The sequence below is a fragment of the Sphingomonas abaci genome, assembly GCF_014199625.1.
GTDB classification, from domain to species: Bacteria; Pseudomonadota; Alphaproteobacteria; order Sphingomonadales; family Sphingomonadaceae; genus Sphingomonas; species Sphingomonas abaci.
The window spans coordinates 629,361-643,089 of record NZ_JACHNY010000001.1 but is presented as its reverse complement, the minus strand read 5'-3'; the positions used below and the strand labels follow the sequence as shown (position 1 = coordinate 643,089).

The window sequence follows — 13,729 nt, the reverse complement described above, 5'->3', positions numbered from 1 at the left end:
CCGGGATCACGGGGGGACGGGGATGCGACGGATGATGGCGGCGGCGCTGGGGGCGCTGCTGACGGGGACGGCCTGGGCGGGCGAGGCGCCGCTGTACCAGCCGGTGCCCGACTGGGTCACGCCCGCGCCGCCGGTCGGTCCGGTCGGTCCGGTCGGCCCGTCCACCGCGGCGCCGGTCGCGATCCTGTTCGACACGCAGCAGCGGCTGAAGGACGGGCAGGTCTGGAGCTATGTCGATACCGCCACGCGCATGGCCTCGGCCGAGATCCTGCAACAGGCCGGCACGCTCAGCATCCCGTGGCAGCCGGACCATGGCGACCTGATCGTCCACCGGCTGGAGATCGTGCGCGGACCCGAGCATATCGACCTGCTGGCGCCGGGGGCCAAGCGCTTCACCGTGCTGCGCCGCGAACAGCAGCTCGAACAACGGCAGGTCAACGGCATCCTGACCGCGACCCTGCCGATCGAGGGCCTGCGGATCGGCGACGTGGTGCATTTCACCTTCTCCGTCACCAGCCGCGACACGGCGCTGAAGGGGCAGGTGCAGACCGTCGCGCCCTTGCCGGCGTCACCGGCGCGGTTCGGCTTCGTGCGCACGCGCCTGTTGTGGCCGGCGACCGACGCGATCCACTGGAAGACCTATGTCGAGGGGGTGAAGCCGGTCGAACGCACGGTCGCGGGCCTGCATGAATGGGTGGTCGAGGGCGTGTTGCCCAAACAGCCCGAATGGCCCGGCGACATGCCGGTGCGCTTCAACCATCCGGTGGTGGTCGAGGCGTCGAGCTATGCCGGCTGGGCCGATGTCTCCAAGTCGATCGCGCCGCTGTTCGCCACCGCCGGCCTGATCCCGGCGGGCAGTCCGCTGGCGGCGGAGGTGGCGCGGATCGCGGCGGCGGAGAGCGACCCGGTGAAGCGCGCCGCGCTGGCGCTCGCGCTGGTCCAAGACAAGGTCCGCTATCTCTACAACGGCCTGAACGGCGGCGGTTACCGGCCGCAGGCACCGGCCGAGACCTGGTCGCTGCGCTATGGCGACTGCAAGGCCAAGACGCTGCTCCTGCTGGCCCTGCTCCACGGCCTGGGGATCGAGGCGGAAGCCGTGCTGGCCCCGGCGGGGCTGGGCGACGTGGTCGACGATCGGCTGCCGCTGCCCGGCGCGTTCGACCATGTGGTGGTGCGCGCGACCATCGGCGGCGAATCGCTGTGGCTGGACGGGACGATGAGCGGCACGCGGCTGGCCGATATCCGCGACGTGCCGAGCTTTCGCCGGGTATTGCCGCTGCGGGCGGACGGCGCGGCGCTGATGGAGATCCCGTTCCGCGCCAATGCCCGACCGGATGCCGAGATCGCCCTGACGCTGGACCAGAGCGCGGGCATCCGCCTGCCGACGCTGATGACGGCGCGCATCCAGTTCCGGGGGCAAGCCGCCGCGATGATGGGGCTGGTCGCCGACCAGGCGACGGCGGAGCAGCGGCGCGACATGGTGCAGGGGATCATCGCCAAGCTGGTGGGCGAGGTGCGACTGGACGACGAGACGCTCGCCTATGATCCCGCCACCGGAGTCGCGGTGGTGACGGCGACCGGGACGCTGAGCTCCGGCTGGAGCTTCGAGCGGGAACGGCGCCGCTACGGGCTCGACCGGACGATCGGGCAGATCGAATTCGCCCCCGATCGGGCGCGCCAAGCCTGGCGGGCGCTGCCGGTGGCGGTGAATGGCCTGGAACGGACGATCTACCGCACCCGGCTGATCCTGCCCAAGGGCATGGACGGCTTCACGTTGGGCGGCGACACCGCGCTGGCCGAGACGATCGCCGGCCGCACGATCACGCGGCGCGCCGGGCTGGCGGACGGCGCGGTGGTGGTCGAGGACGAGGTTGTCGGCGCGGCGCGCGAGATCGCACCCGACAAGGTGGCGGCGGCGCGCGCGCGCGTCGCGCTGGCCAGGACGCGGGCGCTGGAGGTGGTCGCGCCCGGTGGGCAGGCGTCGCTGTACGCCAATGTCGTCGCGGCGCGGCGGACGGGCGCGCTCAAGCCGCTGCTGGCGGCCTATGCCCGCTCGATCGCGCATGACCCCGAGGATCGCGAGGTATATCTCAACCGCGCGCGCTTCCTGGCCGGCGTCTATGACTTTGCGGGCGCGATCCCGGACATCAGCAAGGCGCTGTCGATCGAGCCGGACGTGGAAACCTATCTGTGGCGGGCCGGGCTGTACGCCACGATCGGCGACGAGACCAAGCGCAAGGCCGATCTGGACGAGGCGATGGCGCTGGACCCGGCAGGGATGGCGACGGTTGTGGCGATGGCGAATTACCGCATGTCGGCGGGCGAGAAGGACGCGGCGCTGGCGCTGGTGCAGGAGCATGTCGACGCGGGCGGCAAGGAGGCGATCCAGTATCTGGCCGAGAAGGCCGAGCTTCTGGGCATGGCGGGGCGCACCGACGAGGCGCTGGCGGCGATGGACGAGGTGGTGGCGCAGTCCCCCAACGACTCCAACCTGCTCAACCAGCGCTGCTGGCTGAAGGCGACGCTGAACGTCCAGCTCGATTCGGCGCTGAAGGATTGCACGCGCGCCATCGAACTCAGCGAAAGCCGGCTGGCCGCCTTGGATAGCCGGGCGATGGTCCATTACCGCATGGGGCATCTGGACCAGGCGATGGTCGATATCGAGGAGGTGCTCAAGACCGAACCGGACGAGGCCGCCACGCTCTACCTGCGCGGCATCATCCGCAATCGCCAGGGCAAGACGGCCGAGGCCAAGGCCGACCTGGCGGCGGCGCGCACCATGTGGCCCCAGATCGACCGGGACTATGGCCGCTGGGGGATCAGGGCCTGATCGTGCCGGTCGGCCGCTGACCCCTCGCGGGGGCGGGGCGGGGCGCCTATATCGCGGCGATGCACCTGATCGCCGATGCCGTCCTGCTCGCCGCCCGCCAGCATGGCGAGCATGGCGCGGTCGCGCGCGCGCTGACGCGGGAGTACGGGGTGCAGCCCGGCTATGTGCGGGGCGGGCGGTCGCGGATGCTGCGGCCGGTGCTCCAGCCCGGCAACCTGCTGCGCGGCGAGTGGCGGGCGCGGACGGCGGAGCAACTGCCGGCGCTGACCGTGGAGATGCTGCACAGCCGCGCCGCGCTCCATGCCGAGCCGCTGGCGGCGGCCGCCATCGCCTGGGTCACCGCGCTGACCGCGATCGCCCTGCCGGAGGCGCAACCCTATCCGCATCTCTATGACGGGCTGGACGGCGTGCTGACCGCGATCGAATCGGCACCGTCGGCCAGGCTGTGGGCGGGGGCGGTGGTGCGGTTCGAATTGCTGCTGCTCGCCGAACTGGGCTTCGGCCTGGACCTGGAGCGGTGCGTGGTGACCGGGCGGGCGGACGACCTGGCCTATGTCAGCCCCCGCAGCGGCGGCGCGGTGTCGCGCGCCGCCGCATTGGGTTATGAAAGCAAGTTGTTGCGATTGCCGGACTTTCTTTTGAAGGGAGGCCAGCCGGACGGGAGCGCGATCGGGCAGGGGTTCGCGCTCACCGGCCATTTCCTGACCCGCGACATCCTGACCGAGCGGCGGGCCGAGCCGCTCCCGGCGCGTGCGCGGCTGGTCGATGCGGTGAAGAGGGCGGTTGCGTGACGCCGCGCCGCCCGGCAAGGCGGCGGCGGAGGTAGTCATGTCCCTGATCGCAGTGCTCGCCGGCGACGGCATCGGTCCCGAAGTCACCCAGGCCGCGCGCCAGGTGCTGGAGTCGCTGGACCTCGACCTGCGCTTCGAGGAGGCGCCGGTGGGCGGCGCGGCCTACCGGGCGGCGGGTCATCCGCTGCCGGCCGAGACGCTGGCGCTGGCGGCGCGCGCCGATGCGATCCTGTTCGGCGCGGTCGGCGATCCGGCCTTCGACACGCTGGAGCGGTCGCTGCGCCCCGAACAGGCGATCCTCGGGCTGCGCAAGGAACTGGCCCTGTTCGCCAATCTGCGGCCGGCGCGGCTGTTCGCCGGGTTGGAGGACGCCTCGGCGCTGAAGCCCGAGATCGCGCGGCGCATCGACCTGGTGATCGTGCGCGAGTTGAACGGCGATGTCTATTTCGGCGAGAAGAGCCGGGGCACGACGGAGGCGGGACTGCGCGAGGGCCGCGACCTGATGCGCTATGACGAGGCGGAGGTGGCGCGCATCGCCCGCGTCGGCTTCGAGACCGCGCGCACCCGTCGCAGCCGGCTCTGCTCGGTCGACAAGGCGAATGTGCTGGAAACCTCGCAGCTCTGGCGCGACGTCGTGGTGGAGGTGGCGCGCGACTATCCCGATGTCGCGCTGTCGCACATGTATGTCGACAATGCCGCGATGCAGCTGGTGCGCGATCCCGGCCAGTTCGACGTGATCGTCACCGGCAACCTGTTCGGCGACATCCTGTCGGACCAGGCGTCGATGTGCGCCGGATCGATCGGGATGCTGCCCTCTTCCGCGCTGGATGATGCGGGCAAGGGGCTGTACGAGCCGATCCACGGCTCCGCCCCCGATATCGCCGGGCAGGGCAAGGCCAATCCCTGCGCCGCGATCCTGTCGGCGGCGATGATGCTGCGCCACACGCTGGATCGGCCCGAGGCTGCCGACCGGATCGAGGCGGCGGTGGCCGCCGCGATCGCGGCCGGCGCCCGCACCGCCGATCTCGGCGGGACGTTGTCGACGCAGGGCATGACCGACGCGGTGCTCGCCGCCCTGTAATGGAGCGCTCGCTCGAACTGGCGGTCGTCATCCCGACCTTCAACGAGCGCGGCAATGTCGCGGCCCTGGTCGAGCGGCTGGACGCGGCGCTGGCGGGACGATGCTGGGAGGTGGTGTTCGTCGACGACGACAGCGCCGACGGCACGGCGGACGCGGCCCGCGCGCTGGCCCGGCAGGACCGCCGCGTCCGGGTGATCCAGCGGATCGGCCGGCGCGGCCTGTCGAGCGCGTGCATCGAGGGGATGTGCGCCACCGCCGCCCCGCTGGTCGCGGTGATGGACGGCGACCTGCAGCACGACGAGGCGCTGCTGCCGCGGATGGCCGACCGGCTGGCGGCGGACGCGGATCTCGACCTGGTGGTCGGCTCGCGCTTCGTGCCCGGCGGCGGCACGGGGGACTGGGACCGCGACCGGGTGGCCAAGTCGGCCTTCGCCACGCGGCTGTCGCGGGCGGTGCTGCGCGTCGACCTGCGCGATCCGATGAGTGGCTTCTTCATGATCCGCACCGACGTCGCGCGCGCGCTGGCGCCCCGACTGCGCGCGATCGGCTTCAAGATCCTGCTCGACATCCTGACCGCCGCGCCCGCACCCTTGCGCTTCGCCGAGCTGCCCTATGTCTTCCGCCTGCGCACCGAGGGGGAAAGCAAGCTCGACCATGTCGTCGCGATGGAGTTCCTGATCGCACTCTATGACCGCCGGTTCGGGCGGGTCGTGCCGGTGCGCTTCGCCATGTTCGCCGCGATCGGCGCGATCGGCGTGGTGCTGCACATGGGCGTGCTGATCCTGCTGCATCTGGGGCTGGGCACCGGCTTCCTCGCCGCGCAGATCGTCGCCACGGTGGCGGCGATGACGGGCAATTTCTTCCTCAACAACGCGCTGACCTATCGCGACCGCCGTCTGCGGGGCGCGCGCGCGCTGTTCGGCGGCTGGGTGTCCTTCTGCCTGGTCTGCGGGATCGGGGCCTTCGCCAATGTCGGGGTCGCCGCCTTCCTGCACGATGCGCGGACCGACACCTGGGCGGTGTCGGCGCTGGCCGGCGTGCTGGTGGGGGCGGTGTGGAATTACGCGCTGTCGCGGCGCTTCGTCTGGGGCCGCTACTGAGGCGCGGTCAGGCCCAGCTCCGCAACCACATCCAGCGGGTGAAGGCCCCCGGTCCGGGCAGGGCGGCGGCGGACAGGATCGGGTAGAAGTGCAGGAACAGCCCGATCGCCACGAGCAGCACCGCCTCGTCCCAATAGCGCAGCCGGTCGCGCCAATGGTCGAGCGCCACCGCCAGCACCACCGCCAGCCAGATGCTGGGCAGATAGTAATAATAGAAGAAGCCGAGCGACTTGGGGATGAGCGGCCAGATCGCGATGCTGGCGATCCACAGCCCCGCCGCCACGCCCGGCCCGGTCGCGCGGGTGCGCAGCCACGCGACCGCGCATGCCGCCACCGCGACCAGTCCGCCCCACAGCACCGCCGGATTGCCGAGCAGCAGCACGCCGCGTTGCGCCCCGTCGACCGGCTCGTACAGATACCAGATCGGCCGCCAGTCGAACGGCCATGTGTACCAGGCCGATTGATAGGTATGGGCCGGCAGCACCTGGGTCTGTTGCAGGTACATGGTCCATTGGAACGGCAGCACGGTGGCCAGTGTCAGCGGCTCCCGCGCATAGAGGAAGGCGGGCGCGAAGGTCAGGAAATAGGTGGCGACGCTCGCCCCGCCGAGCAGCGCCAGCGCTTTAAGGGGGCCGAGGCCGGGCCAGCGATCCGGCCGTCCGCGCCGTAGCAACAGGAAGGCGACCGCGGCGAAGGCGACATAGGGGGCGGCGGTCCATTTGCAGGCGGTGGCCAGCCCCAGCAGCACTGCGCCCAGGCACCAGCGGCGGCGGACCTGGGCCGGCGCGCCCCGCATCGCCCATGCGAGGCTCGCCGCGCCCAGCACCACGAAGGCCGCCATGAACCCGTCGAGCATCGCGATCCGCGCCTGGACGAAGACGGTGAAGTTGACGGTCGTCAGCACCGCCGCAACCACCGCCGGCCGCCGCCGCCCGGTTCCCAGCCACATCAGCGCGAACACCCCCGCCACCACCGCGGCGGCGGCGATCGTCGACAGCGCCCGCCAGCCCAGCGGATCGTCGCCGAACAGCCAGATACCCAGCGCGATGAGTTCCTTGGCGAGCAGGGGATGCTCGATATTCGCCGGCTGCGCCAGGGCCAGCAGCGTCCGCGCGGCGGGCACATAATGGACTTCGTCGAAGAACGGCTTGGACGGGATCGTCACCCGCCAAGCGAAGAGCAGCTCCGCCAGTCCCGCGATCAGCAGGGCGAGCGGCAGGGGGCGGCGAAGGAAGTGTGGCACGATCCTGCTTGTCCCTGCTTGCGGGCGCGGGAGCAAGACGGCAAAGCGGGGGCATGAAGCGCAAGACTGGCCAGGACCGTTCGATCACCACCCGCTGGCGCCCCGCCACCCAGGCGATCCGGGGCGGCACCGCCCGTTCCGAATATGGCGAAACCTCGGAGGCGTTGTTCCTGACCTCCGGCTATGCCTATGACTGCGCGGGCGACGCCGCCGCGCGCTTCGCCGGCGAGCAGGACGGGATGACCTATTCCCGCCTCCAGAACCCGACCGTGCAGATGCTGGAGGAGCGGATCGCGCTGCTCGAGGGGGCGGAGGCCTGCCGCACCATGGCGTCCGGCATGGCGGCGATGACCGCGGTGCTGCTCAGCCAGTTGCAGGCGGGCGACCATCTGGTCGGCGGCCGCGCCGCTTTCGGTTCGTGCCGCTGGCTGACGGACACGCTGCTGCCCAAATTCGGCATCGGCACCACCGTGGTCGACGCCCGCGATCCCCAGGCGTTCCTGGACGCGGTGAGGCCGGAAACCAAGGTGTTCTTCTTCGAGACGCCGGCCAACCCCACGATGGACATCGCCGACCTGTCGGCGATCTGCGCGATCGCGCGCGAGCGGGGGATCACGACGGTGGTGGACAATGCCTTCGCCACGCCCGCGCTTCAGCGACCGATGGATTTCGGCGCGGACGTGACCGCCTATTCCGCCACCAAGATGATGGACGGGCAGGGCCGGGTGCTGGCCGGCGCGGTCTGCGGCACGCAGGACTTCATCGACAACACGCTCCTGCCCTTCACCCGCAACACCGGTCCGACCCTGTCGCCGTTCAATGCCTGGGTGGTGCTGAAGGGGCTGGAGACGCTGGACCTGCGCATCCGCCGCCAGTCGGAGAACTCGCTGAAGGTCGGCGCCTTCCTGGAGGGACGCGTGCCGCGCGTGCTGCATCCCGGCCTGCCCAGCCATCCGCAGCACGAACTGGCGATGCGCCAGATGTCGGCGGCCGGGCCGATCTTCGCCTTCGAGCTGGATGGCGGCCGCACCCAGGCGCATGGCCTGCTCGACGCGTTGGAATTGATCGACATCTCCAACAATATCGGTGACTCGCGCTCGCTGATGACGCATCCCGCCTCCACCACGCATAGCAGCGTCGCCGAGGAGAAGCGGCTGGAGATGGGGATTTCGGAGGGCATGATCCGGCTGAACGTCGGGCTGGAGGACGCCGACGACCTGATCGAGGACCTCGACCGGGCGTTGCGGGCCGTCGGCCTATGAAGGCGCTGTTCCCGCATGCGGAGACGACGCGCGGCGTGACCGTCCGCGTCTCGGTCAGCTATCTGCCCGAACAGTCGGAGCCGACGCGGGGACGCTGGTTCTGGGCCTATCATATCCGGCTGGAGAATGCGGGCGAGCGCACCGTGCAATTGCTGTCGCGCCACTGGATCATCACCGATGGGCGCGGCGCGCGCCATACGGTGGAGGGCGAGGGCGTGGTCGGCGAACAGCCGCTGATCGAGCCGGGCGCCAGCTTCGATTATGTGTCGGGCTGCCCGCTCGCCACCTCGACCGGCGCGATGCAGGGCAGCTTTCGCATGGTCGACGACAGCGGCCAGACCTTCGACGTCGCCATTCCCCGCTTCGCGCTGCATGCGCCGGCCGTGACGCAATAAGGGGCCGGGCATGAAGCGAACGCATCTGCCGCTCAACGGCCTGCGCGTGCTCGACGCGGCGGCGCGGCACCTGTCCTTCACCCGCGCCGCCGACGAATTGGCGGTGACCCCCGCGGCGGTCGGGCAGCAGATTCGCGCGCTGGAGGATACCCTGGGCGTCGTGCTGTTCCGCCGCACCACGCGCGGGCTGGAGCTGACCCCGGAGGCGGAGGCAGGCCTGGCCCCTTTACGCGACGGGTTCCTCCAGTTCGAGGAGGCGGTGCGGGCGATGCAGGCGGGCCAGTCGTCCAAGTCGCTGACCATCGCCGCGCCGCGCGACCTGACCGAAAAATGGCTGATGCCGCGCCTGGCCGACATTGCCGCGGCGGATGCCGACCTGCGCTTCGTGCTGATCGCGGCCGATGGCGAGGTGGACTTCACCCAGGCCAATCTCGACCTCGCGATCCGCTGGGGCGAGGGGCCGGGCGAGCATGAGGGCGAGGCGATCGAGTCGGAGGGCATGGTGACGGTCGCCGCGCCCGGCGGGGGCCATGAGGCGGCGATCGCCTGGCCCGGCGCGCCGGACGAGGCGGGCGCGCTGGTGCGGGTCGACGATGCAGGCCTGGCGATCGATGCGGCGGCGGCGGGGCTGGGCCGCGCGACGGTGCCGGAAATCCTGGCGGCGGCGGACCTGGCGAGCGGCCGGGTCGTCGCGCTCGGCGCGCCCCGCGCCTCGCGGCTGGGCTATTGGCTGGTCGCGCCGCTGCCGCAATGGCGGCAGAAGAAGGTCAGGCTGCTGGTCGAGGCGCTGGGCGGATAGGGGGGTAGGGTTCGGGCTTCTGGTCGAAGTCCTCCCGTGCAAGGGGAGGGGGGCCAGCGAAGCTGGTGGAGGGGCGTCGCGGGCCGTGATGTCGGTTGCCCTTCGCGACCGGTGGCACTCCTCCGTCAGGCTTGGACCGCGCCCACCCCTCAGCCGATCTGCCCGAAGCACCAGCGCAGGATCGACTTCTGCGCGTGGAGCCGGTTCTCCGCCTCCGGCCAGATCAGCGATTGCGGCCCGTCGATCACGTCGGCGGTCACTTCCTCGCCGCGATGCGCGGGCAGGCAGTGGAGGAACTTCGCATCCGGCTTGGCCAGCGCCATGAAGCTGGCATCGACCTGATAGGGGCCGAGCGCGTGCAGCTTCTGCTCGGCATGGGCCTGACCCATCGAGATCCAGGTGTCGGTGACGACGATGTCCGCATCCGTCACCGCTTCGCGCGGGTCGTGGACGACTCGGGCGCGGCCGGAGGCGGCGACGATCGCCTCCTCTTCCGGCGCATAGCCGGGTGGGCAGGCGGCGACGACGTCGAACTCCATCAGCCCCGCCGCCTCGACGATCGAGGACAGCACGTTGTTGCCGTCGCCCAGCCATGCGACCTTCAGGCCGGGCAGCGCCTTGCCGCTCTCGATGATGGTCAGCAGGTCCGCCATGATCTGGCAGGGATGCGACGCGTCGGTCAGCCCGTTGATGACCGGCACGCTGGCATAATGGGCCATCTCCTCGACCTTTTCATGGTCGTCGGTGCGGATCATGATCGCGTCGACATAAGCGGACAGGACGCGGGCGGTGTCGGCGATGCTCTCGCCCCGGCCGAGCTGCATCGTGCCGGCGTCGAGCACGATCGAGCTGCCGCCGAGCTGGCGGATCGCCATGTCGAAGCTGACGCGGGTGCGGGTCGAGTTCTTCTCGAACACGCAGGCGAGCACATGGCCGGCGAGCGGGGCGTCGGCGTCGGCGCGGCCCTTGGGCCAGCCGGCGCGCGCCGCCTTGCGGTCGATCGCGTCGGCCAGGATCGCGGCGACGCCCGATGCGCCGGCATCGGCCAGGTTCAGGAAATGGCGCATGATGTCAGTCCCTCTTTGTCGCGATCACATGGCGGTGTGTCGCCCCCGCCATGCGTCGCCGCCCCCTCTCCACGCCGGGAGAGGAGTCGGTATCAGTCGTCGGCAGCGGGCACATAGACCCGCGCGGCCGCCGACAGCTTCTGCGTGAATTCCTCGATATGGCTTTCGTCGATGACGAGCGGCGGCAGCACGCGCACGACATTCTCGCCCGCCGAAACGGTGAGCAGCTGGTGCTCGTCGCGCAGGAAGCCGACGAAGCGGCGGCTGTCGGTCTTGAGCTTCAGGCCCAGCATCAGCCCCTTGCCGCGCACCTCCGTGAAGAGATGATCGTGATTGGGGATCATCTGCTCCAGCCGGCTGCGCAGCCGCTCGCCCATCGCGGCGACATGGTCGAGGAACCCGTCCTCCAGCAGCACGTCGAGCACCGCCTCGCCTGCCGCCATCGCCAGCGGGTTGCCGCCATAGGTCGAGCCGTGGGTGCCGAACACCATGCCCTTCGCCGCCTCGGCGGTCGCCAGGCAGGCGCCGAGCGGGAAGCCGCCGCCAATCCCCTTGGCCACCGCCATGATGTCGGGCGTGATGCCGTAATGCTCGTGTGCGAAGAACTTGCCGGTGCGGCCATAGCCCGCCTGGACCTCGTCCAGCACCAGCATCAGGCCGTGCGCGTCACACGCCTTGCGCAATCCCTGCAGGAATTCCGGTGTCGCGGTGGCCAGGCCGCCTTCGCCCTGGATCGGTTCGACCAGGAAACCGGCGGTCTCGTCGTCGATCAGCGCCAGCGCGGCGTCCAGGTCGTTGAACGCGGTATAGGCGAAGCCGGGCAGCAGCGGCTCGAACCCGTCGCGCATCTTGGGCTGGTCGGTCGCCGAGATCGCGCCCAGCGTGCGGCCGTGGAACGCGTTGCGGAAGGTGATCAGCTTGTGCCGCTGCGGGTTGCCGTTGGCGAAATGGTAGCGACGCGCGGTCTTGATCGCGCACTCCACCGCCTCCGCGCCCGAATTGGTGAAGAACACCGTATCGGCGAAGGTCGCATCGACCAGCCGCTGCGCCAGATGCTCGCCCTGCGGCGAGCCGTAGAGGTTGGAGACGTGCATCAGCGTCGCCGCCTGGTCGGCGATCGCCTTGGTCAGCCCCGGATGGCCATGGCCCAGCGCGTTGACCGCGATGCCCGCGGCGAAATCGAGATAGCGCGTGCCGTCCTCGCCATAGAGGTACACGCCCTCGCCTCGCACCGGTCGCACCCCGCACCGGGGGTAGACGGGCATAAGCGCTGGCATCGACATGGCGAAGCTCCTTCCAAACGACAAAAGGCGACCCAAGCGGCCGCCCGAGCCGTGTCAATAGGGAAGCGGGAAGGGCGACGCAACCGAGTCGCTGGGATTGAACCGGCCTGCACCGGTTCCCCGGCGGAGGCCGCCGGGCAAGGTCATGAAGTTCCCGTCCTTTCGTCAGTTCTTCAATCGCCAGCCTCGCTTGAGCAGCAGATAGCAGGCTAGCCCCAGCGCCACGTCGATCCCCAGCACCACCAACGAACCGAGCGCGATCGGCGAATCGGCGACGCCGAGGAAGCCGTAACGAAAGCCGGAGATGATGTAGAAGAACGGATTGGCATGGCTGAACGCGCGGAAGGCGGGAGCCAGCCGGTCGACCGAATAGAAGGTGCCCGACAGGAGCGCGAGCGGCGTCACCACGAAATTGGTGACCGCGGCGGCATGGTCGAACTTCTCCGCCCAGATCGAGGTCAGCACGCCCAGGAACGACAGGAAGAGCGTGCCGAGCAGCCCGAACCAGAGGATGGCGAGCGGCGCGTGCGGCGTGACATGGACGCCGGGATAGGCCACCATCGCCAGCCATACCACGAACCCGACGATCGCCGCGCGCGTCACCGCGCCGCCGACCAGCGCGGTCAGCAATTCCATCGTCGACAGGGGCGGTTGCAGATAGTCGACGATGGTCCCCTGGATTTTGCCGACCAGCAGCGAGAAGCTGGCATTGGCGAAGGCCGGGCCCATCATCCCCTGGCTGATGATCAGGCCGGGGGCGATGAAGTCGGCGAAGGTCACCGTCTCGCCGCCGACCAGCACCGGGCGCTTGGCCCCGGTGGCGACGGTGAAGACGATCAGGAACAGCAGCGTCGTGATCGCCGGTGCCCAGATGGTCTGGAGCTGCACCTTGAAGAAACGGCGCACCTCCTTGATATAGAGCGTACGAAGGCCGCCCCAGTTGATGTTCCGGATTACGGGCACGCCGGGGGCGTTCCTGATTCGGGAATGAATTTGACCGATCGGGGGTTGGCTGCTCATCGCCCGCTCGGGTACTCGCTGCCGCCGCCGCCCGCAACGGCGCAAGATAAGGAAACTGCATGTCCTGGACCGACGAGCGGATCGAAACGCTCAAGACGATGTGGGAAGGGGGCCAGACGGCCAGCCAGATCGCCGATGCGCTGGGCGGCGTCAGCCGCAACGCGGTGATCGGCAAGGCGCACCGACTCGGTCTTCAGGCCCGCCCGTCGCCGGTGAAGTCGCATGATGCGGCGACCGCGACGGCGACGGCGACGGCGACGAGCGAACCGGCGCCGACCCCGGTCGAGCCAGTGGTCGTCGCGCCGCCACCGCCGCCTGCGCCGACCCCGGCGCCCGCACCCGAACCGGTCGCGGTGGAGGAGGATGCGGAGGAGCAGGACGAGCCCGCGCCCGCGCCCGAGCGGGTCGCCGCGCCGCAACCGGTGCTGCGCTCGGTCGGCCCCGGTGGCTTCGTCCGCCAGTCGCCCGGCGAGCAGCAGCCGCCCGCCACGCCCGCGCCGCCGCGGCGGCTGGTCCCGGCCAAGCCGTCGCCGGAGATGGCGGGCAAGACCAGCCTGCTCGATTTGAACGACCGCATCTGCAAATGGCCGCTCGGCCATCCGGGCGAGCCCGACTTCCACTTCTGCGGCGAGAAGGTGAATCCGGGCTTTCCCTATTGCGTCGAGCATTGCGGCCATGCCTATCAGGCGCAGATGCCGCGCCGCGACCGCCGCCCGCCGCCGCCACTGCCCTTTGGCGGCCCGCGCGTCCGCTGATCGCCGGTAGCGTCCACGAAAATACCCCCGCCAGCCCATCGGCCGGCGGGGGTTTTCCGTTATGCGGCCCGCGCGGGAGAGCATGGTGCCCCCGCGCCCTCGC

General features: G+C 70.4%; 12 protein-coding genes. 8 read left to right on the top strand and 4 right to left on the bottom strand.

Going from position 1 to position 13,729, the window contains the following annotated elements:
- Positions 1-22 precede the first annotated feature (22 nt).
- The 4 genes from GGQ96_RS02850 to GGQ96_RS02835 are packed head-to-tail and all read left to right on the top strand — an operon-like array spanning position 23 to position 5,802.
- Entirely contained in the window at positions 23-2,830 is a 2,808-nt protein-coding gene (locus GGQ96_RS02850) for a DUF3857 domain-containing protein (protein ID WP_184111338.1), read from the top strand.
- Positions 2,831-2,889: 59 nt separating this feature from the next.
- Positions 2,890-3,621, top strand: coding sequence for a DNA repair protein RecO (gene recO, locus GGQ96_RS02845; RefSeq protein ID WP_184111336.1), 732 nt, complete (start codon positions 2,890-2,892; stop codon positions 3,619-3,621).
- 37 nt (positions 3,622-3,658) lie between these two features.
- Positions 3,659-4,702, top strand: a complete 1,044-nt coding sequence (gene leuB, locus GGQ96_RS02840) for a 3-isopropylmalate dehydrogenase (protein WP_184111334.1) — start codon at positions 3,659-3,661, stop codon at positions 4,700-4,702.
- On the top strand, positions 4,702-5,802 hold the full coding sequence (locus GGQ96_RS02835) for a glycosyltransferase (protein WP_184111332.1): 1,101 nt from the start codon (positions 4,702-4,704) through the stop codon (positions 5,800-5,802). The genes leuB and GGQ96_RS02835 overlap by 1 nt, the downstream gene beginning before the upstream one ends.
- 7 nt (positions 5,803-5,809) lie before the next feature.
- On the opposite strand, the gene GGQ96_RS02830 is transcribed toward GGQ96_RS02835, so the two are convergent.
- Complete coding sequence (locus GGQ96_RS02830) at positions 5,810-7,045, bottom strand: phospholipid carrier-dependent glycosyltransferase (protein WP_184111330.1); 1,236 nt, start codon at positions 7,043-7,045, stop codon at positions 5,810-5,812.
- 53 nt (positions 7,046-7,098) lie between these two features.
- Between GGQ96_RS02830 and GGQ96_RS02825 the strand changes: the two genes are divergently transcribed.
- From GGQ96_RS02825 to GGQ96_RS02815, 3 genes are read left to right on the top strand one after another with little or no spacing between them, the layout of a single operon-like run.
- On the top strand, positions 7,099-8,307 hold the full coding sequence (locus GGQ96_RS02825; RefSeq protein ID WP_184111322.1) for a trans-sulfuration enzyme family protein: 1,209 nt from the start codon (positions 7,099-7,101) through the stop codon (positions 8,305-8,307).
- Positions 8,304-8,702 (top strand): Co2+/Mg2+ efflux protein ApaG, encoded by a 399-nt coding sequence (gene apaG / locus GGQ96_RS02820; RefSeq protein WP_184111320.1) that lies wholly within the window; start codon positions 8,304-8,306, stop codon positions 8,700-8,702. Before GGQ96_RS02825 ends, apaG begins: the two co-directional genes overlap by 4 nt.
- A gap of 10 nt (positions 8,703-8,712) precedes the next feature.
- A complete protein-coding gene (locus tag GGQ96_RS02815) occupies positions 8,713-9,501 on the top strand; it encodes a LysR family transcriptional regulator (RefSeq protein ID WP_184111318.1) in 789 nt (262 codons plus the stop codon).
- 149 nt (positions 9,502-9,650) lie between these two features.
- On the opposite strand, the gene argF is transcribed toward GGQ96_RS02815, so the two are convergent.
- The 3 genes from argF to GGQ96_RS02800 all read right to left on the bottom strand — a co-directional run bounded on the left by argF (position 9,651) and on the right by GGQ96_RS02800 (position 12,871).
- Positions 9,651-10,568, bottom strand: coding sequence for an ornithine carbamoyltransferase (gene argF / locus GGQ96_RS02810; protein ID WP_184111316.1), 918 nt, complete (start codon positions 10,566-10,568; stop codon positions 9,651-9,653).
- 92 nt (positions 10,569-10,660) lie between these two features.
- Positions 10,661-11,851, bottom strand: coding sequence for an aspartate aminotransferase family protein (locus tag GGQ96_RS02805; protein WP_184111314.1), 1,191 nt, complete (start codon positions 11,849-11,851; stop codon positions 10,661-10,663).
- Between the two features lie 165 nt (positions 11,852-12,016).
- Entirely contained in the window at positions 12,017-12,871 is an 855-nt protein-coding gene (locus GGQ96_RS02800) for an ABC transporter permease (protein ID WP_184111312.1), read from the bottom strand.
- Between the two features lie 59 nt (positions 12,872-12,930).
- On the opposite strand from GGQ96_RS02800, the gene GGQ96_RS02795 reads away from it, so the two are divergent.
- Positions 12,931-13,626 (top strand): GcrA family cell cycle regulator, encoded by a 696-nt coding sequence (locus GGQ96_RS02795; protein WP_184111310.1) that lies wholly within the window; start codon positions 12,931-12,933, stop codon positions 13,624-13,626.
- Positions 13,627-13,729 lie beyond the last annotated feature (103 nt).